The 22,317-nt window shown below is 58.4% G+C and carries 17 protein-coding genes; 9 read left to right on the forward strand and 8 right to left on the reverse strand.

Features of this window, described 5'->3' with window-relative positions; translation table 11 throughout:
• Positions 1 to 175 precede the first annotated feature (175 nt).
• Positions 176 to 1,441, forward strand: coding sequence for a tyrosine-type recombinase/integrase (locus tag PAE61_RS05055; protein WP_271114282.1), 1,266 nt, complete (start codon positions 176 to 178; stop codon positions 1,439 to 1,441).
• A gap of 24 nt (positions 1,442 to 1,465) precedes the next feature.
• Here the strand turns inward: PAE61_RS05055 and PAE61_RS05060 are convergent, their stop codons facing one another.
• On the reverse strand, positions 1,466 to 2,065 hold the full coding sequence (locus PAE61_RS05060; protein ID WP_271114283.1) for a hypothetical protein: 600 nt from the start codon (positions 2,063 to 2,065) through the stop codon (positions 1,466 to 1,468).
• A 351-nt stretch (positions 2,066 to 2,416) separates the two neighbouring features.
• Here PAE61_RS05060 and PAE61_RS05065 point away from each other — a divergent pair, with 351 nt between their 5' ends.
• The 3 genes from PAE61_RS05065 to PAE61_RS05075 all read left to right on the forward strand — a co-directional run bounded on the left by PAE61_RS05065 (position 2,417) and on the right by PAE61_RS05075 (position 5,618).
• Positions 2,417 to 3,757 (forward strand): DUF7986 domain-containing protein, encoded by a 1,341-nt coding sequence (locus tag PAE61_RS05065; protein WP_271114284.1) that lies wholly within the window; start codon positions 2,417 to 2,419, stop codon positions 3,755 to 3,757.
• Between the two features lie 116 nt (positions 3,758 to 3,873).
• A complete protein-coding gene (locus tag PAE61_RS05070; protein ID WP_271114285.1) occupies positions 3,874 to 4,668 on the forward strand; it encodes a TauD/TfdA family dioxygenase in 795 nt (264 codons plus the stop codon).
• Positions 4,665 to 5,618: a hypothetical protein gene (locus PAE61_RS05075; RefSeq protein ID WP_271114286.1), complete on the forward strand. Its 954-nt coding sequence runs from the start codon at positions 4,665 to 4,667 to the stop codon at positions 5,616 to 5,618. The genes PAE61_RS05070 and PAE61_RS05075 overlap by 4 nt, the downstream gene beginning before the upstream one ends.
• Positions 5,619 to 5,909: 291 nt before the next feature.
• Here the strand turns inward: PAE61_RS05075 and PAE61_RS05080 are convergent, their stop codons facing one another.
• From PAE61_RS05080 to PAE61_RS05090, 3 genes are all read right to left on the reverse strand, one after another.
• Positions 5,910 to 7,607 carry a recombinase family protein gene (locus PAE61_RS05080; RefSeq protein ID WP_271114287.1) on the reverse strand — a complete coding sequence of 566 codons (1,698 nt, stop codon included), beginning with the start codon at positions 7,605 to 7,607 and terminating at the stop codon, positions 5,910 to 5,912.
• Positions 7,608 to 7,646: 39 nt separating this feature from the next.
• Positions 7,647 to 7,847, reverse strand: a complete 201-nt coding sequence (locus PAE61_RS05085) for a type II toxin-antitoxin system prevent-host-death family antitoxin (RefSeq protein ID WP_271114288.1) — start codon at positions 7,845 to 7,847, stop codon at positions 7,647 to 7,649.
• A gap of 75 nt (positions 7,848 to 7,922) precedes the next feature.
• Positions 7,923 to 8,114, reverse strand: coding sequence for a hypothetical protein (locus PAE61_RS05090; protein ID WP_271114289.1), 192 nt, complete (start codon positions 8,112 to 8,114; stop codon positions 7,923 to 7,925).
• Positions 8,115 to 8,370: 256 nt separating this feature from the next.
• Here PAE61_RS05090 and PAE61_RS17585 point away from each other — a divergent pair, with 256 nt between their 5' ends.
• From PAE61_RS17585 to PAE61_RS05100, 3 genes are read left to right on the forward strand one after another with little or no spacing between them, the layout of a single operon-like run.
• Positions 8,371 to 8,562, forward strand: a complete 192-nt coding sequence (locus PAE61_RS17585) for a ribbon-helix-helix domain-containing protein (RefSeq protein WP_353620384.1) — start codon at positions 8,371 to 8,373, stop codon at positions 8,560 to 8,562.
• Positions 8,559 to 10,313, forward strand: coding sequence for an Eco57I restriction-modification methylase domain-containing protein (locus PAE61_RS05095; RefSeq protein ID WP_271114290.1), 1,755 nt, complete (start codon positions 8,559 to 8,561; stop codon positions 10,311 to 10,313). Before PAE61_RS17585 ends, PAE61_RS05095 begins: the two co-directional genes overlap by 4 nt.
• The gene (locus PAE61_RS05100; RefSeq protein ID WP_271114291.1) at positions 10,310 to 13,381 is read left to right on the forward strand and encodes an Eco57I restriction-modification methylase domain-containing protein; all 3,072 of its coding nucleotides are present in this window, start codon (positions 10,310 to 10,312) and stop codon (positions 13,379 to 13,381) included. The genes PAE61_RS05095 and PAE61_RS05100 overlap by 4 nt, the downstream gene beginning before the upstream one ends.
• 82 nt (positions 13,382 to 13,463) lie before the next feature.
• On the opposite strand, the gene PAE61_RS05105 is transcribed toward PAE61_RS05100, so the two are convergent.
• The 4 genes from PAE61_RS05105 to PAE61_RS05120 form a co-directional block, all read right to left on the reverse strand.
• Positions 13,464 to 15,242 (reverse strand): UvrD-helicase domain-containing protein, encoded by a 1,779-nt coding sequence (locus PAE61_RS05105; RefSeq protein WP_271114292.1) that lies wholly within the window; start codon positions 15,240 to 15,242, stop codon positions 13,464 to 13,466.
• Positions 15,235 to 17,295 carry an ATP-dependent nuclease gene (locus tag PAE61_RS05110; RefSeq protein ID WP_271114293.1) on the reverse strand — a complete coding sequence of 687 codons (2,061 nt, stop codon included), beginning with the start codon at positions 17,293 to 17,295 and terminating at the stop codon, positions 15,235 to 15,237. The genes PAE61_RS05105 and PAE61_RS05110 overlap by 8 nt, the downstream gene beginning before the upstream one ends.
• A 193-nt stretch (positions 17,296 to 17,488) precedes the next feature.
• Complete coding sequence (locus PAE61_RS05115) at positions 17,489 to 18,778, reverse strand: McrC family protein (protein ID WP_271114294.1); 1,290 nt, start codon at positions 18,776 to 18,778, stop codon at positions 17,489 to 17,491.
• Positions 18,778 to 20,688 carry an McrB family protein gene (locus tag PAE61_RS05120; RefSeq protein WP_271114295.1) on the reverse strand — a complete coding sequence of 637 codons (1,911 nt, stop codon included), beginning with the start codon at positions 20,686 to 20,688 and terminating at the stop codon, positions 18,778 to 18,780. Before PAE61_RS05120 ends, PAE61_RS05115 begins: the two co-directional genes overlap by 1 nt.
• Before the next feature lie 194 nt (positions 20,689 to 20,882).
• Between PAE61_RS05120 and PAE61_RS05125 the strand changes: the two genes are divergently transcribed.
• The gene (locus PAE61_RS05125) at positions 20,883 to 21,845 is read left to right on the forward strand and encodes an ArdC family protein (RefSeq protein ID WP_271114296.1); all 963 of its coding nucleotides are present in this window, start codon (positions 20,883 to 20,885) and stop codon (positions 21,843 to 21,845) included.
• The gene (locus tag PAE61_RS05130; protein WP_271114297.1) at positions 21,842 to 22,237 is read left to right on the forward strand and encodes a DUF2958 domain-containing protein; all 396 of its coding nucleotides are present in this window, start codon (positions 21,842 to 21,844) and stop codon (positions 22,235 to 22,237) included. Before PAE61_RS05125 ends, PAE61_RS05130 begins: the two co-directional genes overlap by 4 nt.
• Positions 22,238 to 22,317: the final 80 nt, after the last annotated feature.

Below are 22,317 nucleotides of genomic sequence, written 5' to 3' on the forward strand. Positions count from 1 at the left end.
GTGACAGGCGCGCAGAACGCGGCCCAGCGCCGTAAACCACAGCAAAACAAGGGGTGGCGCGGTGATGGCGACGTTTATGCCACTCTCCGCCTCGCTGCCACCCGTGCTTCCATGCTCTGCTTGATAGAGCCGCGGAACCACGCTTCATGTCGGGTGCCAGAAGGACCGAACGACCATGCCCGAGCGCATCAAACTGACCGAAAAGATCCTGCGCGAGGCCGAGCCCGTGCTGGGGCGGGACTACCAGATTTTTGATTCCGAAATGCGCGGCTTCGCCGTCTGCATCTATCGCGGCGGCGGGCGAGCCTTCACGCTGGATTACCGCCACGCCGGGCGACAGCGCCGGATGACCTTTGGCCGCTGGCCCGACTGGTCGGTCTCGGCGGCGCGGGAGCGGGCGAGGGAGCTCCGCCGCGAGATCGATGCCGGGGCCGATCCGCTGGCCATGCGTGAGGAAAAGCGCGAGGCACCCCGCGTCGACGATCTGATCGAACGCTACTGCGCCGAGCATCTGCCGAAACTGTCGGAGCGCAGTCAGGCCGATCAGCGCTCGGTCATGGCGAAACTTGTCGCCCCTCGCTGGGGTCGCAAACTGGTGTCGGAAATCACCCAGAGCGATGTCGACAGGCTGTTGACGCAGATCGCCGAAGGTCGGGCAAGGCCGCACAAGGCAAAGCCGAACAACCGGGCGCGCAAGCTTCAGGGGCCGAAACCGACGCCGGTCCGTGCCAACCGGGTCGGAGAGATATTGCGAAAGATGTTCACGCTGGCGGTGCAATGGGGCTGGTGCGGGGACAATCCCGCCCAGCGCTTTCATCGCCGCATGGAAACCCCGCGCGAGAGGTTCCTGTCGAAGGAGGAAATCGCCAAGCTGGCTGCGGCGCTGGATGCGGCCGAGGACCGGCGCGCGGCTGATATCATCCGGCTCTGCATGCTGACCGGTGCCCGTTTGGGCGAGGTGCGGCAGTCCCGGTTCGAACAGTTCAATCTCGAACAAATGAGCTGGTCGAAACCGCCCGCGATGACGAAACAGCGCCGAGCCCATCGGGTGCCGATCTCCGACGAGACCGCCGCCATCGTCCGTCAGCGGCTGATGCTGGTGCCGAAGGGCGTGCCCTGGCTCTTTCCGGGTGACACGCCCGGCCAGCCGGTGCAGGAGGTGCGCCGCTTCTGGGCGCGGGTGCAGAAGGACTGCGGGCTCGACGATGTCCGCATCCACGATGTGCGCCACACCTTCGCCTCGCTGCTGGTCAGCGGGGGCGCCTCGCTGGAAATGATCGGCAAACTGTTGGGCCACAGCCAGATGCAGACGACTTTGCGCTACGCCCACTTGATGGGTTCGCCCCTGCGCGCCGGGGTCGATGCCGTGGCCAGCGCCTTCCAGCCGAAGCCCCGGCTGGTGCATGATGCCAGCGCGGCAAAAGATCGGCGATCTGCCTGATCCGTCCCGCTTCGGTGGCGATCGTCACGCTTCCTCGCGTCGCAGCGCCTTCCAGACCGGCGTGACCCGCCGCCGGATGCTACGGCCGTCGGGAATCCGCTCGCCATCGGTTTGATCGGCAAACCAATCCTGCATCTCGGCGATCAACTCGGCCTGTGTCGGTGGCAGCCCCTGATCGTGAATCCGTGTGATCAATGCGACATTCATCCCCTCCCAGTCATATGGCGTCGCCGCGCCTGGTCCGGATGCCACGCGTCGCACCATGTCGTTCTCGTCTTCGAAGGCGTGAACTTCCTCGGCCAGGATCAGCATGTCGGCGATGGTCACCGACACCCCTCCCACGGGATCCGTGATCAGCAGCCAGTCTTCCCGGTCGATGGGTTGGATGCGGCGCATGACGCCTTCCGTGGGGCCTGTACCGCAGCGGCGAAACAGCGGCAGTAGTTCCATCGGCGACAAGACGACCTTGCCCGCCACGGTCTCGCTACCACAATGCACCACCGCGATGCCCGTCATGACCCGGAACCGGCCCGCATCCGCCCAGCCGGCGATATCGGCGATATTGCAACCCCAGCGGGCGGTGACTTCGTGCAGGGTGTAATGCGTGCGCGGCGGCAGGGCCATGATCTTATCCTCTCCGTTTCTGCTGAGGATCGCCGTCGCTCAAACCCGGTGCAGCCCGCGCCCGAAGGTGCGGGGGAAGTGGAATTGGCGGCATTGAGGGCAGGGCGCTTCCTTGCGCCCGATTTCCAGTCCCTGAGCTATATTCCGATGAGGCTGCTATGCTTCTGGTTGAGCTTGATTCTCCTCTTGCGCGTGGTTGTGCACTGTCCGACCGGCGAGAACAAGTCAAGAACATGCGTCGCCGTGCAACCACGCGGATGCTGCCGCGATGTGGTTTGGAGGGGCGTTTCGGCGGTGGCATCGGATGCCTCTGTCGGGCTAGAAGCGGGGCAGTCACAGGCGGAGAAAATCATGGCCGAGCGTAACGACATTTCCGATCTGCTCACCTTCATCGGCCGGGAGGGCGACTGGCGTGAGCGGCTGCAGGAGGTGGTCGCCGAACATCTGATGCCGGCGCTGGAAGAGTTCGAAATCGACAATGACGGGCTGGTCGATCTTCTGGGCGAGCAATGGTCGGGCGTGCTCTGGGGTTGCGGCTTCGAGGACTTCCTGTCCTGCCGCTATGAGGACGGCAATATTGTCGATCTGTACCTGAAGCGCCGGGGCTGGAAGGAAACGGCGCTGAACCGGGACTATTTCGCGGCGCTGCGCGACACGCCGGTCAGCCTCTACGAGGTCAGCGATGTCCAACCCGGCACATCGATGGCGCTACGCGATCTGCTGACAGATGCCGATCCTGTCACCGTGCGCGAAAAATCCGCCAGCCGCACGCTGAAGCAATGGGATCGGATTGCCGTGCGGGTGGTGGCCGAGCGCGATCACCATGTCATCTCGGGCGCGCTGCTGCCGTTCCGGACCGAGACGGTGGAGTTCCTGTTCGAGGGGCTGCGCGATGCGCTGAAGCTGAAGAAGCGTGATGCGTTGCGGCTGAGCCGTGAACAGTTGCTGGGCTGCGCGCCGATCTTCACCGCCGCCTGGCTGTTCACCGAGCTCGACCGCGCGCTCAGTCCGGCGGAGATCCAGCTCAGCAATTCCGATGGTGACGATGTGCAGTTCCATGATCTGCGCTTTCCGCTGGCCAGCGGCGTGACGCAGAAGGCGGTCGCTGAACGGCTGGAAGGGGTGAAGGGTTTCATGCCCGAAGGGCCGAAGTTCTGGAACTGGCTGGCAGCGCGCAAGGGCAGGGGCGGACAGGCGGGTGGTGGCCTGATGCTGGACACGCAGATGGATGGGGCCACGATGCTGGGCACGCTGGAGCTGAAGGGCAAGGCGCTGCTGGTCAATGTGAATTCGGCCACGCGTGCGGCCATGATCGAGGCGCTGGTAGCGGAAGCCTGCGGGGATCTGCTGAAGCGCCCGCTGACCTCGATCCGGACGGTGGAGCAGATGCGCAATGAACATCGCGGCCTCGAGCCGCAGGCAGGTGCCGACGAGATCCCGCCCGAAATCGCCCGGCAACTGATGCAGGAACATCTGGACCGCCATTACGGCGAGACCCTGGACGCGCCGATCCCCGCCTTGGGCGGAAAATCCCCGCGCGCGGCCGTCCGCACCGCGGCCGGGCGGAAGAAGGTCGTCGAGTGGCTGAAATATCTGGAGAACGGCAGTGCCCGTCACGCAGACGACCCGATTGCAGAATACGATTTCGGCTGGATGTGGGAGGAATTGGGGCTGAAGGAGTTGCGGAGGTAATGGTTGTAGGGGCCGATTGCGTATGATCGGCGTAACGAAAGCTGGCCCTGTAACCGTTTCTAGGTATTTCGTTCGCCATGAAGACCAACTTTTGCGATTGGTGTGCAGATGCACAAATGCGACCGACACCGCAAATGGGCAACGTATCAACCGGTCTTGATGAACAAAATATTGGCCAATCTGGCGCAGAGTTGAGAGGATGCAGCAGTCATCTGCCACAAAACCGCCCTCGGGAGGTCCAGCCAAAAGTGAATCACCCTGACTTCAGAAGAAAAATTGACGACCAAGGTTACGTGTTGTTCTCGGAGTTTGAGTCGGCGGCGAGCACCCTTGAGGTGGCGAGCTCTCTAGGGGTGCCGTTGACGCCGTGGGAGGGGGGGCTGGTGCAAACCCTGAAGCCACAGGCAAAAGCTGCACCCAATACCTATAGCGGTAACTTCGGCTTTGGCCGTTTTCCGTTTCACACAGATTTAGCTCATTGGCGTGTTCCGCCTCGATATCTCTTGTTGCGGTGTCAGATTGGCTATCTGGATGTTCCGACGTTGATGATTGACGGACGTGTACTTGTGAACTCTGTGAGCAAAGATATTCTGGCTCGTGCAATTTTTAAGCCACGCCGACCAAGGAATGGAACATACGATCTACTGCGCCTTTACGAGGTAGATATAGAGGGTGTGGATCGACTTCGATGGGACGAGCTATTCCTCAAACCGGCAAGCAGGATCGGCGATACGGCCGACGGCTTGATACGCGAATGGCTCAGAGCTGCCGAATACCGAGGAATCGCGTTGGTACGTCCAGGCGATACGCTCGTAATTGACAATTGGCGGATGTTGCATGCTAGAGCTCCGATATCGCCGGACCGCGAGGATCGGTCCATCCAGCGTGTGTATTTGGAGGCCATCCATTGAAGCAGACGGTCAAACCAGGAGCGACGCCACCAACCTGTGATCCCGAAGCACTTTATATGAAGGCAGAGCGCTACATTCAGCATATGAGTGCGTTCAATAGCGATGAGTGGGAATATGCGCTTTGGTCGAGCCTTGCACTTGAATTTCTTGCGCGCGCGGCTCTTGCCAATGTTAGTCCCGCGCTTCTTGCTGACACCGACAGAAATTGGTCAAGCCTCTACCACGCCCTCGGCTTCACCCCGGTAGAGGAGAAATTTTCACCCAAATCGATCACGATCACCGAAGTGTTTAGACGTTTATTAGCTATCGTGCCCGAGTTTACCAAAGAGCATGAGAGCTTTGGCATTATCCATACTGGTATGCGCAATGCGGAGCTGCATTCCGGCGAGCTCGCCTTTGATGGTGTTAAGGGATCGACTTGGCAGCCGCGATTCTATCAATGCTGCCAAGTTCTTCTCGCTTCGATCGGCGCAACCCTTGCCGATTTCGTGGGTGATGACGAGGCCAGAGTTGCGAAGCAGTTGATAGAGGCAGCCGCCGACGATGGTGCGAAGGCCGTGAAGGGTGAGGTTGATGCCCACAAGAAGGTCTGGGAGGCAAAGGCGAAGGATGAGCGCGAGTCGCTTCGGGCCCAAGCGGAGGTATGGGCGTCGCGCCATAATGGTCATCGGGTTGCCTGCCCATCTTGTGCGTCAACTGCTTTGGTTGCCGGCGAGCCGGTTGCGCCGCCGAACCAAAAACTCGAAGAGGGAGAAATCATTGAAACCCAAGAGTATCTTCCAAATCAGTTCGAGTGCATTGCCTGTCGTCTTAAGATTTCTGGCTTGTCGCGACTTGCCGCCATAGGCCTGAGTGATCGCTACAAGAAGACGCAGATATACGATGCCGCCGAATATTATGCTCCTGAGGATAGTTGGTCTGCCTATGAAGAAGATAATAACGAGCCATGAGAACACGACGGGATCGCAGATCCCGGTCCCTCTGCAGGCTGGCGAGGTGTGCTTTGAGCGTCCGCAACGGCCCTCGTCGGCATTTTGTGCCGGTTTACGATCATGAGCAACGAGGCAGGATGCCAAGCTACATCAACGCCACATCAACCTGCGACTGCGGGATTCGCGCCTGTTTTGCGCATGAATCCGTGCCAATGCTGCTTGGTGCGGGGGTAAAAATTCCGTCAAATCAAAGGCTTGTTGCGTAAGCTATTGATATTGCTAAGTTATTGAAATTTCAGGATTATGGGCTCATAACCTGAAGGTCGCAGGTTCAAATCCTGTCCCCGCAACCACTGATAACGACAAACCCGTAGCATCCGCTGCGGGTTTTGTTGTTTTTGCAGCCTTTCCAATGGCTTGCCGCTCCGTCCAATTGAGGATCGCGCCCAGTTCACCGTGCAGTGTCGCGTAAATCTCGCCACGTTCCGGCCCCGGTGTGAGCGAAATCTTCTCGATCAACCCACGTAAAGTCTCTGCCGCTTCCTGGCGCTCTTCCTTGCGATTGAGCGCCTTCGTCAGGGCAGAAACCTTCTTCGCATAGATCGCCGAGGCGCTCGGCAGAATGTCCGGTGTGTCCTCTGGCGCGTCGGCCAACAGGGTGTTCAGTTCGGTTTTTCGCGCCTCCAGCGTGTCCATCTCAGCCTTCATGCTCTCATGGAACATGCCAGCCTTGATCGCCTCGATGATGCCGCGGATCTGCTTCTCGGTCTTGACCAGTTCTGCTTTCCAGGCATCACCGCTGGAGCGGCGTTCCCGGTTCAGCCGGTTGGTCTCTTCGGCATAAGCGCGCATCGCCTCCTCAACGATCTCAGGCGCCATCATGCGATCCTTCAGACCGGACAGCACGCGGGCTTCCAGTTCCTCACGCGGGATCGTGCGGCTGTTTGAACAGGCGCCCTTGCTGATGTGGTTCGAGCAGGCAAACCGATCAGCGCCGCGAAGCGAGTAGGGGCCTCCGCAGCAGCCACAGAAGACCAGGCCGGACAGAAGGGACTTCGGCCGACGTGTGCCGTTCAGGCGGTTCTTTTTGTGGTGCTTTCGCACGGCTTCGGTGACGTTGGCAAACTTCTCGGCGATCTCGTCCTGCCGGACACGAACGGACTGCCAGAGTTCGTCATCGACAATGCGCAGCTCCGGCACATCCTTGATGATCCATTCCGATTCCGGGTTCAGGCGTGAGACGCGCTTTCCGGTCGATGGATCTTTGATGTAGCGAAGCCGGTTCCAGATCAGACGACCGATATAAAGTTCATTATTCACCAGCCCCGTGCCGCGCTTCACATGGCCCCGGATGGTGGTGTCGCTCCAGAGCTTCCCAGCCGGACCACGGACACCTTCCTCGTTCAAGGTACGAGCGATGGTGCGCGGGCCGATGCCAGCGGCAAACTCGCGGAAGATGCGACGGACAACATTCGCCTCGGCTTCGTTGATTTCCCGGTCGCCGCGAATGGGATCACCGCGCGCATCGAGCTGCTTGACGACATTGTAGCCAAAGCACAGGCCGCCGCCTGACTTGCCGTCCTCGACGCGGCCACGGATGCCGCGATGGGTTTTGGCGGCAAGGTCTTTCAGGAACAGTGCGTTCATCGTGCCCTTGAGGCCGACATGAAGCTCGCTGATCTCGCCCTCGGACAGTGTGACAATCGGAACACCAGCAAACTTGAGGTGCTTGTAGAAGGTAGCGACATCAGCCTGGTCGCGGCTGATGCGATCCAGTGCCTCTGCCATCACAATGTCAAACTGGCCAGCTTGCGCATCCTGAAGGAGCGACTGGATGCCGGGGCGCAGGATCATGCTCGCGCCGGAGATGCCAGCATCCTTGTAGGTTCCGACGATCTTCCACTTCTCGCGCTTCGCCTGCTCGCGGCAGATACGCAACTGGTCCTCGATCGACGCCTCGCGCTGGTTGTCGGAAGAATATCGGGCATAGAGCGCAACGCGGGTCATATAGGCAGTCCTTTCAAGCTCCGTGTCGGGGGAGGTATCTTAATTCTGTTCAGGTTCGGAGGCGGCTTCGACGGCCTTGCCGCTGCGATGCGCGGCTGACAGCAGTTCGTCATATTGAGCGGCCGACATCAGCACAAACTCGCGCCGGCCATGTCGCGTGATCTCTACCGGCTCACGGTGAGACTCGTTCAGATACTGTCCGAACTTGCGCTGAAATTCGAGGGAGGTGGTGGTCGGCATCGCAGACTCCGGGAGAATAGGTCTGCGTAAATAATACGTGTTATACGTATAAATGCAAGGGGATTTGCAAGTCAGCTACGCCAGATGGCGTTGAGCTTTGCGTTCCGCTGCCAGTTTGCGCTCGAACTGCTCACGGGCGATCTGGCGACCGATCAGGCGAGCCAGCGACATCAAGGCAGCGTCTTTGCGCGCAGGATCGTGCCGGATCGTTTCCGGTCCGGTCGAGGCTGTAACCTCGATATTGATCCTGCTCCGCTTGACCGCCATCGTCTCCAAAATCCCGCGCCCGGAAAGGGGCTGGGGCAATGGAAGCGTGGAATGTCATTGCAGGGAAGGGCTCGGGTACCCGTGTGCGGTGAATAGGATGCCTTGGCGCGGAAAAGGGACGGGTTAGACACCGACAGTCTCGCCGTGTTCGATTCCGGATGCTCCGCTATTTGTATCTCTATGCCTCGCGAGCGGTGTTGCGTCTTGCACCGATGTGGTGCAAGGTGGTGCAAAGGCAAATCACATTAGAGCTGCTATGCAAAAGGCACCACATGTCCACGATGACAAGTCGGCCCATCGCCTGTCAGTCAGCCTGACAGCGGAGCAGCATAGGGAGCTAAACGAGATTGCCCGCAAGAATCGAGTATCAGTAGCATGGGTCGTCCGCGAAGCGGTTGACCGTCTCCTCAAGGAAGACATGCCTCTGCTTCATATGGGGAAAGAATGACTTCCGCTCGCACCACCAAACCCCGCGCTCCTAAGTCAAAGGTTGCCGCCTCTACAGTGTCACCGCGCGGTCGCTTTGCTGACCTAGACAAAGACAAGTTGCGAGGTGGGTACTACACGTCTGCACAGGTCGCAGCGTGGCTTTGTGAATGGGCGATCCAGTCTGCTGATGACACCGTACTGGAGCCGAGCTGCGGTGATGGCGCTTTCTTGGAAGCAGCCGCCCAGAGACTTTTGTCGTTGGGCGTGACACCTGCGAAGATTCCACATCACCTCACCGGTGTTGAGATCGTCACCGCAGAAGCGCGCGCGGCGACGGAACGCCTGCGCCCCGATCTCGGAAAAGCCGCGGACAAAATCGTTTGCAACTCGGATTTCTTCGGTTGGTGGCAGGGAACCGATCAACCCGCTTTCGACGTGATCGTGGGCAATCCTCCCTTTATTCGTTATCAGTCTTTCCCCGAACCGCACCGCGCCCGCGCCATGACGATCATGGGCGATCAGGGGCTGAAACCGAACCGTCTGACCAACATCTGGGTGCCGTTCGTCGTTGCGGCGACGGCCAGCCTAAAACCGGGTGGCCGCTTGGCGCTCGTCCTGCCGGCGGAAATTCTACAAGTCACCTATGCTGCTCAACTCCGGTCGTACCTGACAGATCATTTCGAGCGTATCGACGTTATCGCCTGCAACGAGCTGTTCTTTGAGAACGCTGAACAGGAGGTTGTGCTGCTGCTGGCAGATGGCGCACTGGCCGCAGCAACCGAAGACAACACCTGCCGGGTCGCGCTGACGGCGGCGGAGACGGTGGCCGACATCACCGACATCAGGCCCGCCCTGCTGCTCGATCGCGCCGAACCGAAGATCATGCGCCATGACAGTGAGAAGTGGCTGAAATACTTCCTAGACAACCGGCAGATTTCTTTCATGCGTGAGCTACGCGATGCGGAAATCACCTCCTCCATGTCCGCACACGCAAGTATCGACGTGGGTGTGGTCACGGGTAAGAATGAGTTTTTTGTACTTTCAACTGATCAGGTCAAAGACTTCGGTCTTGAAGGCTACACGACACCTTTAGTGTCGCGTTCCGTACAGCTCAAAGGAAGCCAGCTGGGCAAGGCCGATTGGAGATCCCTTGCCGCCGATGGAAACCGCGTGCATCTGCTCAATATCAGCGCGGCACAGGCCAGCGAATTGAGTGCGAAGCTACGGCAATACATTGAGGATGGCGAACGGAAGGAGTTCCACAAGGGATACAAGTGCTCAATCCGCAAACCGTGGTATCTGGTGCCTTCTGTTTGGGTGCCGGATGGCTTTGCCTTCCGGCAAATTTATGACTTTCCGCGCATGGTGTTGAATGCTTCAGGGGCGACCTCCACCGACACAATCCACCGGATGCGCAGCCATGGTGCGAAGCCGGAGCGGGTGATCGCCAATACCTATACATGGCTTACAGCCGCTTCGGCCGAGATCGAGGGGCGTAGCTATGGCGGCGGCGTATTGGAGCTGGAACCGACCGAAGCCGAGCGGCTATTGATGCCGACGAAGCTCAACGGCGCCATGCCGCTTAAAGACGTCGATCAACTTGTCCGCGCCGGACGTTTGGACGCGGTGCTTGAGGAAAACGCGCAAATTATCTTACGCGAGCATATGGGCCTGAGCGCCGCAGACTGCGACCTTCTGAAAAGCGTTTGGACACAGATGAGGGACCGTCGCAATTCGCGCCGGCGCGGTACGCGGAAACAGGCGACATGACTAGTCCAGACCTGAAGGCAGCCGCGCGTGCTCGGGTCGGCGAGCTGGTTCAGAGCTTCAGGCGCAACGAAGCAGACTATCTGCGCGCTGTCTATAACGAGACGCAGGCCCGCACCGACTTCATCACGCCATTACTCGCGGCGTTCGGATGGGACGTGCACAATGCAGCTGGCCAGCCTCTTGGCCTGCGGGAAGTAATTGAAGAGGCCACGGTTGAGGTTGGCGAAGAGCGGCTCTCCAAGAAGCCGGACTATGAACTGCGCCTTGCTCGCCAACGCAAGCTTTTCGTCGAAGCCAAAAAGCCGAGCATCCATATCGACCGCAACCGGGACGCGGCGTTTCAGACGCGGCGTTACGGATATTCCGCCAGCCTGCCGATCGCGGTGCTGACCAACTTCCATCAACTTGCGGTTTATGACTGTAAGCCCAAGCCCGACCTGGCCGACGAAGCGAATGTCGCGCGCATTCTGCTGGTGCGCTACGACGAGTTCGAGGCTCGCTTTGACGAGCTGTGGCCGCTGCTCTCCCGCGCGGCGGTCTACTCGGGTGATTTCGACCGGCGTTTCTCTGTTGATGTGACGCGCCATGGGGCGGAACAGTTCGACGATTTCTTCCTCCGGCAAGTGCGTTCCTGGCGCGAACGGCTGGCGCAGGACATTCACCGCAACACGCCCGGCCTCTTGCCGGAAGAGCTTACGTATGCGGTGCAGCTTTTTCTTTTGCGGATCGTATTCCTGCGTATCTGTGAAGATCGCGACATTGAACGCTATGAAACCCTACGCGACCTCGCCGCCGGTGACGGCAGTTTCAATGCCTTACTGGCGGAGCTGCGGCGAGCGGATGCCTTCTATGATTCCGGCCTGTTCCGGCTTCTCGACGACGCCCGGTTAGGCGTCCGCATCAGCGATGATGTGCTGAGTGGGATCATTAACGAGTTATATTATCCGCAGAGCCCATACACCTTCGCCGTCGTCGAAACCGAAGTGCTTGGTGAAATTTACGAGCAGTTCCTGGGCGAGATCATCACGATCGACGCTGCCGGCGCAGTCGATATCACCAGCAAGCCGGAAGTCCGGGAAAGCGGCGGCGTGGTGCCGACGCCCCGTTATATCGTTGATGCCATCGTTCAGCGCACGCTTGGTCCGCATCTCGCCGGCAAGGCCCCGACCGATCTCGCGGTCTTCACGGTTGCCGACATTTGCTGTGGCTCCGGCATCTTCCTGCTCTCGGTGTTCGAGTTCCTGAACGACCATTATCTGGCTTGGTATCAGGCCAACGACCGCGCGGCGCATGTCGGACGGACGATCTACGAAGCCGGGGCAGGACTGTGGCGGCTCACCTTCGAGGAAAAGCGCCGCATTCTGCTGGCCCATGTCCGAGGCGTGGACATTGATGCAAATGCCGTAGAGGTGGCCCGATTCAGCCTCCTTCTGAAGCTGATCGAGGACGAAGGCGCGGCCGGCTTGCGCGATTACGTCGAGCGCACCGGCACGCCGGCCCTGCCGGAGCTGGAAGGAACGCTGCGGGCGGGCAACAGCCTAGTCAGTCAAGCGGAATGGACGGCCGCGCGGGGAGCTCTGCCCGCCCGGCTGCTGGAGAAGGTCAATCCGTTCTCGTGGGCCGACGAGTTCCCCGTCGAAACTGCACGTGACGGATTCGACGTGATCGTAGGGAACCCGCCCTATATCCGCATCCAAAACATGCAGGCGTATTCCCCGGAAGAGGCCGCTTTCTATCAGAACGCGGCCTCGCCCTACACGACGGCGCGGCAGGACAATTTCGACAAGTATGCGCTGTTTATAGAGCGGTCCTTGTCTCTTGTCCGGCCGGATGGGCGGCTTGGCTTCATCATCCCGCACAAGTTCATGACGATTCATGCTGGGCGGGCGCTCCGCCGCCTGGTGACGGCCGGTCACGTCCTTGAGGAAATAGTGCATTTCGGCGTGCAGCAGGTCTTCGGGCGGCAGGCGGCTAATTACACCTGCCTGCTAATCCTCGACCGGCAGGGCAAGGCTGATGTGACGGTGGAGCGTGTCGACGCTCTGGAGCCGTGGCGCTACGGGACGCCCGGTCCCAGGAATGTGCTGCCGGCGGAAGAGCTGACGGATGATCCTTGGCAGTTCGCGGACGACGACACGCGCGCGCTATTTGCGCGTGTGCGGGCGGCCTGCGGCCGCGAGCTGGGGAATGCGGCGGAAATCTTCGTAGGCGTCCAGACCAGCGCCGACCCGATCTATATTTACCGCGCGGTGGCTGAGACGGCCGACACAGTGACGCTACGGTGGGACGGCCGGGATTGGCCGATCGAGCGCGGCATTCTCCGGCCCTGCCTGCATGATGCTAGGCTCCACCCCTACACGCGTGCCGAAGCGAACGCATGGATGATCTTCCCCTATGAGATCGGCCACAACGGCACTCGCACCATGGCCCGGTTGATCCAGCCGGCAGACATGGCACGGCTTTTTCCGGTATGCTTCGCATATCTGACGGCCCGACAAGCCGAGCTGGAACGCCGCAATGTCGTCGGCGGCACCGCCGCTGATCGGCAATTCTACCAATTTGGCCGCTCCCAAAGCCTGACAAAGTTCGACAGCCCGAAGATCATCCTGCCCATTCTCTCGCTCGAAGCCCGATATGCTTACGACGAGAGTAACATCATGATGACTGGCGGCGGGAACGGCCCGTATTACCTGATCCGTCCACAGGACGGCGCACCGGAAAGCAATTTCTTCCTACTGGCGGTGCTGCATCATCCCCTGAGCGAAGCGATGGTCAGGACGCATACAAGCCCCTTCCGGGGCGGTTACTATTCTCACGGCAAGCAGTTCATCGAGCATCTGCCGATTCCGCCGGCGACTCCGATTCAGCGCACCGAGATTGAAACGCTGGTTCTCCAGTTGATCGACGCCAACGATGCCGTGCTAGCGGCGCGAACGCCCCGCCAAAAAACGATTTACGAGCGCAATGCGACCGCATTACGCGAGCAGATTGAAGACCGTGTCAGCACATTGTATGGACTGTCTGCCGCAGATGTTATCCTAGCGAAAGCAGTTCCGATCCCTGCGTGAATTTTACTTCTGCAACTTGTTGAACAGGGAGGACTGCCCATGAGCTCCCAGCCCATTTCAAGTATTTCGTGTCGCTCTCAGTTCAGTCCACTCCTGCTGCTTCCGCGACCTGTGGATTCGGCGGCAAGGGGACGACATTATCTTCTCCAAACAAATCAGTGATTTTCATCATCGCAGCGGGGCTCACGAGTTGAGTAAAAAGCAAAGCTAGGCGCACCTTGGGGCGTGAACATGCAACATAGAACAAATTCCGATTGTTCTCGAAGAACTCCTGTTTGTCAGCAGGAGGCGCTGCATCCATCCATTCTAGGGTCTGTACAAAGTTGTATTTGTTCCAGCCACGTCCCACGATCACCAGAACATTCTCGAACTCCGCGCCCTTCACGCCGTGCTTCGTAGCAAATGGCGTGTGCCCGTCGATGAAACGATCCAACGCTATCAATTCCGTATAGTGAACCGTCCGTAGCTTTCTAAGCTGGGTGATCCGGCGGGATTCCCCTTCTACGGGTTCATCTCCGACTTCAGCGAGCTTCGCTTCGCGTTGTTCCACAGCGGCCGGCAGCCGCATGTGCGGCTGGGCGGCGATGAAGTCGATTATCTCGCCAATCGTTCCAGTCTGCCGCAACGCAATGAGGACGTTCATACCATTGGTCCAGGCGATCTTGTCTTCATGACGACGGATGCGCGGCATGCCAGACCCGAATGCCTCGAACATTTCCCCATACCGGTTGGCCTCGAACGCAGCGCAGGCGGGTTCCAGCTGGTCCGCAAGAAACTTGATGTGAGGATCATCCTTCTTCAACCAAGGATCGTTGAACTGGCCATAAATGCTCCGAATGTTCTCGTATCCTTGCTCCCGAGCAAGGATACTGTGGCTGAGCATCAGTATTTTTGTTTTCTCTACCGATAGATCCCAGCCCTCCGCTGCCAGCCGATCCTTCACATGCTGAAAGTAAGCACGAGCTGCCTCGGGACTGGTATCATCTTTCCAGTGGCCGCCTCCCTGTCCGGTTCGTCGCTGCCCCGCCCAGTTATTTGTATGAAATACACGGGTCTCACCCTGTGCAGCGGGATCGCTAACCATCTGCGGCAAGTCTGGACGCATACGGTTGAGGACCTGCACAATCGCATCGACGGACCGGAAGTTCGCTTGCTTGTCTATAACCTCCAGTGCCTGGTGTTCCACCAGCCCACATCCCTCGCCGTAAATCTTCTGCCAGTGGTCCCCGAAAAGACCAATCAAGGGGCCTTCACCTCGATCAAGAAACCACTCTTTCAACGCATCAACGAATCCGGCATCCGTGTCCTGATATTCGTCGATAAGCAGAATGGGATATCGTGAAGTCAGAACCCGACGAAACTTGGGGCGACTCATCGCCTGATTCATCAGCGACAATACATCTTCATGGCGAAGTGAAACCTGATCGTCTGTCACGCCGGGGTAGCCAAGTTCATAATGAATACGACGATGACCGACGCCGCCGGCTTCCGCAAGCCGCTCTTCCCATGTCGGCAACCCGGGAACCAGTTCACGAAGCGTAGGCTGAAAATCCTGAAGGACTGACCAGCAAAAACCGTGCACGGTTTCGGGTCTCACCGCAGGGTGCGCGTTCGTTCTGGCAATGATCTCGTCCTTGGCGACGTTGGTGTAGGTGATGCAGCCGATCTGTTGGCGCTGCCGCAGCAACGCGGAGCCTTGCTTTTCAATCAATCTGCGAAGTGCTCTCTCAAGAGAATAGGTTTTCCCAGCTCCGGCGCCCGCCTCTAGACGAAAGCTGCGTCCTTCATCCAGGCAAGCGAACATGCGTTCCAGAGCAATGCGACCAGCGGCATCTGCGGGGCTTTCTTGTCCCTCAGCCATGTTCGCCTCCCTGGATCGGGGCGATCTCGACCCCGGCAGCTTCGGCGAGAATTTCGACCGCTACGGCCCCCGGGGGAGGCACAGGGGCGGGATTACCCTGTGCCAACCATCTCAAACCTTCAGAGATGTAACGGGGAACACTCCACTCGGTGTTTGTGATCGCGTATTGCAGAGCAAAGGCGGACTTTTTCTGTTCCGCAGCGAGGTCATACGCCGCCGTTGCAACATCTTCCTCTCCAAGCGCGAAAAGGCCAGGGTTCGCGATTATGAACGCGTCTTCGAAGCTCCGCCCGCACGCTCCACCATCCTGCTCTGGAATCTGGTACGCGATGCGCCTGCCATTGGTAATCTTCTCGTCTGGTGTTTTGATGAGCAAGGCTGCCGGAGATATATCGGCACCGTACAATGCTTTTAGGCAACCGTTGCTCGTGAATTGTCCTTGGGCGACAGGTACGGCCTCGCGCTTGTTGTTTGCATTGGGACGAACCGCATCTATGTCCGTGATAATCAATGTGCGGAGTTCGAGGAACGTCAGCAAATCGAAGAAGCGGTGAGCATAGGCTCCACCTACTTCCATGACGGTGAGGTATTGACTGCCGAGCTGCGGTGCTCCAGGTGCCGCATTGTCCGTTTTTCGAATCATTGTCGGAAGGAGGAGGCGTTCCGACGTGCCCTCGATCAGGACGGCCTTATCGGCAAAGAACAGATCGCAACGGGTGAGCGTCAGATACTGATGTAGAAACTCCCGATCAGGCTCGGGCGCAGCTCCCATGCCCCGGCGAAGATCTTTGATGATGGTCCGCCGGACGCCATTTTCGTCCGCTTTCGACAGGAAATAGCGCATGGATTCAAAGCGGGCCTCGTTAGCCATGTGCGGCGAATGGGTCGTAACGACAAACTGGACGGGCCAAGGGTGATTATCGTTCAATTGAGTGACGAAAGCATTCGTGATCTGATCGAGTTGCCGAATGAATACCTCCTGCATCTGGGGATGAAGGTGCGCTTCCGGCTCTTCGATGAATATTAGATGCACTCCAGCCGCCGTCGGTGTTGCCTGATACTCACGAAAGAAGCGCAAGAGTTGCAGCAGCATGAAGACGAGATTACGCACGCCGAGACCATTGTAGGTTTCGGGAAGTGTTATCCCGTTCTTCCCGACATAACGGACCTTGGTGTGATCGCTTAGCAATCTCTCGACGTCAAAGCTCGTCTCAGTGATGAGTCCTGGATCAGCCAGTCCGGGGTAGCCGAACAGTTCGAAGGTGGGCAGCAGCGATGTAAGCTTGACATTGAAGTCGCTGTGCAGATCGCTTTGAATGTCTTCGACAGCGATTTTCAACTGCTCGGCGGTAGTCCGTTTTTCAGGGTCGATCGGATCGCTTAGTGCCGACTGAAAAAGTATTTCTACGACTTTTCCAAGAACATCTCGTTCGCGTTTCGTGTCATCACCCAATCCACGTTGCGCATTGATGAAGCCGCCTTGTACTATAGAAGTGAGCACTTTCGTTTCGAGAGGCTTCCTATTCGTGGGATCGTTAGGATCAATCGCTTCTAAAGTCGAGATGTAGGCGGCAGAAACCCGCGCTCCCAGAGCACGGAAAAGCGCACTTCTGGCAACCTCTGCATCTTCTTCTGATGCAGGGAGATCGGCGAAGAGAAATGTAGTTGCGTCGGGTCGAGGGCCAAAAGTCAGGACAAGACGCGCATATGTACAATCTGGATTTAGGTCGATGATGCAGTCGCCCAATGCTCCAAGGTCCGGCATGTCAACGTCGTACGAAACATCAATTATTACACGAATGACGGGAAGTGTATCCAGTACGTCTGAAACCTCCGCTCCGGCGCTGAGCGCCTCAAAAGCGTTCCAGAACTTCTCGTGACAGCCGAGAGAAAAATCTTCGAGACGGAAGGTGAGAGTCTTTTCTGAGAGGAGCCGGCGGAAAAGCTCTGCAATAGATGTTTTGCCACTATTGTTTCGCCCCACGATCAGCGTGGTTCTATCTTCGAAACCAATCTCGACATCCTGCAGCAATCGGAAGTTTTCTATCTTCACATTGTGTAGCTTCAATTTTCACGCCCCCAAATATAATGCCGCGGTCTAATCGTTGGTGCTGTTGTTATATTTCATCAAAAGCCCGACGCGGGTGGATGCAAATAGTATGTTTACATGGCTCTAACTTCTTCTGAAGTGGTGAATTGTCAGTGTCTATAAACTTCTTTCAAAAATGATCGTGCCGCCTGCAGGCTTATCGCAAAACTGATCTCATCATCGGAATATCTGCCATGGGAGGATTACTGTCTTCCTTACAATGGATCATGGCGTAAGTGATGATCTTCCAATCCTGTCTTTTTCTTGCCTGTGCCAAATCGACTTGCCAAATTTCCACCCTGCGGTCTGTGGCGGTATAGTGCCATGTCGTTGGCGGCGCGCGCTTCCGTCCAGGATAGAGAAGTATGACACGGCTTGCATTGTAGGCAGCCCCATAGGACGCGAGCTGGTAAAGATCGGCTTGGCTCACATTTGGCGTAGAGCCGGGCTGTTCGCCCAGATCTTTCCATTTCGTATCAATGATCAACGGGCCATTAGGCGTGTCAATTACGATGTCTGGGATCAACGGGTAGGCCCCATGCTGCAACAGGGTGTACTGTCGGCGCTGAACTGACACCGATCCTGGCGGAAGAACCCGTTGCAGCCAGCGGGCAACATACCGTTCAAACAGCAGGTTCATCGGAAAGAGCAACGAAATGCCCGCGCCGTGTCCGGAACTCGTGTTTTGCCACTCTGCTTCCAGCAGCATACGCGCAAGCATATGCGCCTGACGAAAGCGCTCATTCATCCGGTTCCAAACGATACGCTCTCTCAGTGGGGCGGGGCTGGCGGGAATGTCGGCGAAGCGCCCTGTCAGGTTGGCGATCCGGCGGCGCAGAGGCTCGGAGCGCACAAAGGAGATGATGCGCAACAGGCTGGTCTTGAACAGCCGGTTGAGCGGCGTGTTCTCAGAAAACTCGTCAAACCGGCAATGCAGACGGGAAGGATCAACCGAGCGGCGAACGATCTGCTGCCTCACATCGAGCACCCCTCGCAGTTTAGGCAAAACATCGTCCTCAGGCACATAGTCGCGCGTCAGACCGGATTTCGCCTGTTCCGCAAGGCGGGTGACAAACAGATTGATAAAGGCTTCGAGGAGGTCGCTCTCCTGTGTGCCCATCTGCGCGATCTGCCCTTCTGAAAGCGGAATGTCGAAGGCGACCGCAATCATCCGCACAAGGGTTGCTCGCAATTCACCGTCCTCGTCGGTGAGCTTGGGCAGGATTTCCAAACTTGTCCCTGGAACGGAAATAATGCCGCAAACCTGCTTGGTTTCCAGCTTCTGAAAGCCGCGCGCCAGTACGCCGTTCTCAGCCACGCCGAGCCTGCGGGCAGCCGTGATAGCGGCAAGATGCAGTTGCTCGGCTTGTCCTTCGTTGATTCCGTCGGGGCCAATGGGCAGGGAGGACCATTCCGGCAGAGAGTAATGGCTTTTCTTTTTGGGCATTATTCCTGTCCCAGAAGAGCCATATAAGCTGCTTCAGGGTATGCTCCTTCTTCCCGAAAGATATCGGAATAGCGATACCGATCTTCAGCAAATCCCTCAGCCCCCTTGGGAACCGGAATAGGGGTTCGATTCAGAAAGCCGTCGCCGCCACCCAGAACAATGCGAACCCGTTCAATGTCGTCATGGAAATACTCACGCAGCAGCGGGATGACCTTGAACGCCATGACGCGATCGAGTTCGGCTTTCATCTTGACGCCCATAAACCAGGCGTGGCCGATCTGGGCATCCTCTCCCAGGAAATAGACAATACGCAGATTGAGGTTGTCCAGAATGGCTGCAAGATCGAGCGCACTATCGTCGAGTTCGATGCCTGCGAGTTCTGCAGAATCGGGTGGCAGTTCCTCAAACACGAAACGCCGACGCAGTGCTGTATCCAGCAGCGAGATAGATCTGTCGGCCGTGTTCATCGTGCCAAGGATGTACAGATTGGCCGGAAGGGAGAATGCGGTTTTGGAATAAGGAAGTGTGACGGTGATCGCCGCAGGCGCTCCTTGTCTCTTGTCTGCCTCCAGAAGCGTGATGAGTTCGCCCAGAACCTTCGAGATGTTGGCGCGATTGATCTCGTCAATGATGAGGACATGGTTGCCGGCCTGCTTCGAAGCCCGCTCTGCCATCACTTTCAGCACACCCGCTTCCGGTTCGAGCGTGAAGCCTGCGCCCGATGCCATAGGCTTGGGTCGCAATCCCTCGACGAAATCTTCGTAGGTATAGCTTTGATGGAAGGTGACGAAGCCGATGCGCCCGTCCCTGACCAGTTGCTCATAGGACGCGCGCACTGCACCCGGATCGGACGCCGCCTGGCCTAGACATATCTCGACGGCGCGTTGTGCGGTGCTGAACGTCTTGCCCGTACCCGGGGGGCCATAGAAGATCGTATTCAGTTCAAAACCGGATGGAGATGGCACGACGGCTTCTTCATCCAGTTTATCTGCCGAGTGCGCCTTCTTTTTTTTCGGCTTCTGCCAGACAGGCCTGAAGTCACCCTCGTAGAAATCGACGTGTGAACCATGCTTGGCTTCAAGGCTCTTGCGCAAAGTCAGAAGTGCGTCATCGAGCTTGGCTATGCTCATGGCGCCGGTATCGGCTGCGGTTGTGGCCCCGAAGCCAGCCAGAATATCCCGTTTATGCTGGCCGGCGCTGATGCGCTCGAAGCTGTCAGGAAAAAGCAGGAAGGGCAGGATATGACGCAATTGCCGATTCTCGCCGTTCACCTGTATCTCGAACCAACTGGCAAATGCGCCGCCGTCCCCAAGCAGGCGTCGACGTTCATCAACAGGCCTGGATTTGAGATCCTGCATGGCGGTAATCAGCAGAACGAGCTCGCGCCATTTATTGTTGTTATACCCTTGGCCAGCCCGGCCGACACCGTAAAGAACCTGTTCTGTCAGGGCTGTCACATCTTGTGGCAGATCCTGGCCTGACCAGGACCAAACCTCGCGGACTTTCCGATCCTTGGTCGGAGGAGAGACATCGCCACGCTGGAAGGCATAAAGTAGCCAGATCAGCTCGGCCATCAGGCAGTGCGCTTCAGCGGTTGCGTCAGACAGCTGGACTTTCAGCTTTTCGAAGAACTTGCCTTCGCCCTCATCGAGGTTCTGCACGTAGGTACGCTGCAATTCCGCAAAGTGTTCAGCGGTCCAGAGTGAGCGTCCAGGTGACAGCAGGGAACCATCGCCGATCAGGCAATCAGTGCGAAGACGATCCATCGTCTCGTAAAGTGGAGAAAGATCAGCATCTGGGTTATAACGGGCCACGAAAATTCCTCGGAAATACTTAGATAACCATTGCGGCATGCAATATTCGTCTTCCGACTGGCGCGAGTCGGTCCAGCTTGCATAAGAAACCAGCAAAGCTCTTTTTGTCCAGTATACAGAGGCATTTGGGGGAAAGCCTTCCCCCTGGTCGGCACCGGCGTTGCCGACGCACCCCCATCAGCGGGGAGACCCCGCAACGCCCCCTTCAGAGTGAGAGTGCGGACGGGTTTCCCGTGACGGGTTGAGGGCTGGAAGAAAGGCTTCTGGCGCCCGTCGCGGAGATCATCCCGATGGCCAGACACGATCGCAGCGCTGCGGAAGGTGGCGCGCGTAGCAACCTTTACGACGACATCACCAACAAGATCATCGCCGAGCTGGAGCAGGGCCGGCTCCCCTGGGTCCAGCCCTGGGGAGCGTCGCCCGATACCGCCCCACTGGGCCTGCCGAGAAATGCTTCAACCGGCCGGTCCTATTCAGGCATCAATATTCTCATTCTCTGGGGCGCTGTCATCCAGCATGGCTTTCCCGGTCAGGCGTGGCTGACTTTCCGCCAGGCGCTGTCGCTTGGCGGCAATGTCAGGAAGGGCGAGCGCGGCACCACTGTCGTTTATGCCGACCGTTTCACCCCCGAGGACGAAAAACGCCGTGCCCGCGAGACGGGCGAGGATGCACATGCCATACCGTTCCTGAAGCGGTTCACGGTCTTCAATGCCGCACAATGCGATGGCCTGCCCGATGACATCACGGCAATCGCGCCACCACCCGCACCGGGCCTGATCGAACCCCGGGTCGAGGCGCTGATCCGGGCCACCGGCATCGACTTCCGTATTGGTGGCAATCGCGCCTTCTATATGCCATCCCTCGACTATGTGCAGGTGCCGCCGCCACAAGCCTATTTCGAGCCGATCAACTGGCACCGGACAGCCCTGCATGAGCTGGGTCACGCCAGCGGCCATCACAGCCGTCTCAACCGCGATCTGACCGGTTCGTTCGGCTCGAAGAAATATGCCTTCGAGGAAATGATTGCCGAGCAGACCGCGGCCTTCAGTTGCGCCGCGCTCGGGATCGTGCCGACCGTCCGCCATGCCGATTACATTGGGTCGTGGTTGGAGGTCATGCACGAGGATTCCCGCGCCATTGTCCGCGCGGCCTCGCAGGCAAGCAAGGCGGCTGACTGGCTGCTGTCGCATCTGCCGGCCGAGGACACCGTGGAGTCGGATGCCAGCGTAACCGACCGGAGGGCTGCGGCATGATCCTCCTGACCGGCACACAGCGCGACCGCCTGCTGGCCAATGGTCGCCAGCGAGATCAGGATCACATCCCGGTCGTGAAGTTCTTCAATCCCTTCGGCGAGGGCGTCTGGCTCGCCACCGAACTGGATGAGGATGGCGACATCATGTTTGGCCTGGCCGATCTCGGCTATCCCGAACTGGGGTCGTGGAGCCTTGGCGAGATGCAGTCAGTCCGGCTGCCCTTCGGCATAGGCATCGAGCGCGATCTATTGTTCACCGGGGATTTTCCCATCTCGGTCTGGGCCGAGGCCGCCCGTGAGACCGGCAGCATCCGCGCCGCCGAGCGTCTGCTCTACCGCTTAGGCGCGGGTCTTTCCCGTACATCCGCCGATACAGAGAACCGGAGTGCCTGATTTCCGGGTTTCAGGTTCTGCGGCTAGCGTCGCTCTCTTCAGAGGAAGAGGGCGGCGCTTCGCTTCGTGACGGGCTGATA

It is taken from the genome of Paracoccus aerodenitrificans (assembly GCF_027913215.1).
In the GTDB taxonomy this organism is placed as follows: Bacteria; Pseudomonadota; Alphaproteobacteria; order Rhodobacterales; family Rhodobacteraceae; genus Paracoccus; species Paracoccus aerodenitrificans.

Coding starts and splice junctions, on each gene's coding strand:
- PAE61_RS05105 (WP_271114292.1), bottom strand. CDS start 15,242: ATGGCTGAGGGACAAGAAAGCCCCGCAGATGCCGCTGGTCGCATTGCT.
- PAE61_RS05095 (WP_271114290.1), top strand. CDS start 8,559: ATGACTTCCGCTCGCACCACCAAACCCCGCGCTCCTAAGTCAAAGGTT.
- PAE61_RS17585 (WP_353620384.1), top strand. CDS start 8,371: ATGCAAAAGGCACCACATGTCCACGATGACAAGTCGGCCCATCGCCTG.
- PAE61_RS05130 (WP_271114297.1), top strand. CDS start 21,842: ATGATCCTCCTGACCGGCACACAGCGCGACCGCCTGCTGGCCAATGGT.
- PAE61_RS05055 (WP_271114282.1), top strand. CDS start 176: ATGCCCGAGCGCATCAAACTGACCGAAAAGATCCTGCGCGAGGCCGAG.
- PAE61_RS05085 (WP_271114288.1), bottom strand. CDS start 7,847: ATGCCGACCACCACCTCCCTCGAATTTCAGCGCAAGTTCGGACAGTAT.
- PAE61_RS05090 (WP_271114289.1), bottom strand. CDS start 8,114: ATGGCGGTCAAGCGGAGCAGGATCAATATCGAGGTTACAGCCTCGACC.
- PAE61_RS05125 (WP_271114296.1), top strand. CDS start 20,883: ATGGCCAGACACGATCGCAGCGCTGCGGAAGGTGGCGCGCGTAGCAAC.
- PAE61_RS05060 (WP_271114283.1), bottom strand. CDS start 2,065: ATGGCCCTGCCGCCGCGCACGCATTACACCCTGCACGAAGTCACCGCC.
- PAE61_RS05100 (WP_271114291.1), top strand. CDS start 10,310: ATGACTAGTCCAGACCTGAAGGCAGCCGCGCGTGCTCGGGTCGGCGAG.
- PAE61_RS05065 (WP_271114284.1), top strand. CDS start 2,417: ATGGCCGAGCGTAACGACATTTCCGATCTGCTCACCTTCATCGGCCGG.
- PAE61_RS05115 (WP_271114294.1), bottom strand. CDS start 18,778: ATGCCCAAAAAGAAAAGCCATTACTCTCTGCCGGAATGGTCCTCCCTG.
- PAE61_RS05080 (WP_271114287.1), bottom strand. CDS start 7,607: ATGACCCGCGTTGCGCTCTATGCCCGATATTCTTCCGACAACCAGCGC.
- PAE61_RS05070 (WP_271114285.1), top strand. CDS start 3,874: ATGCGACCGACACCGCAAATGGGCAACGTATCAACCGGTCTTGATGAA.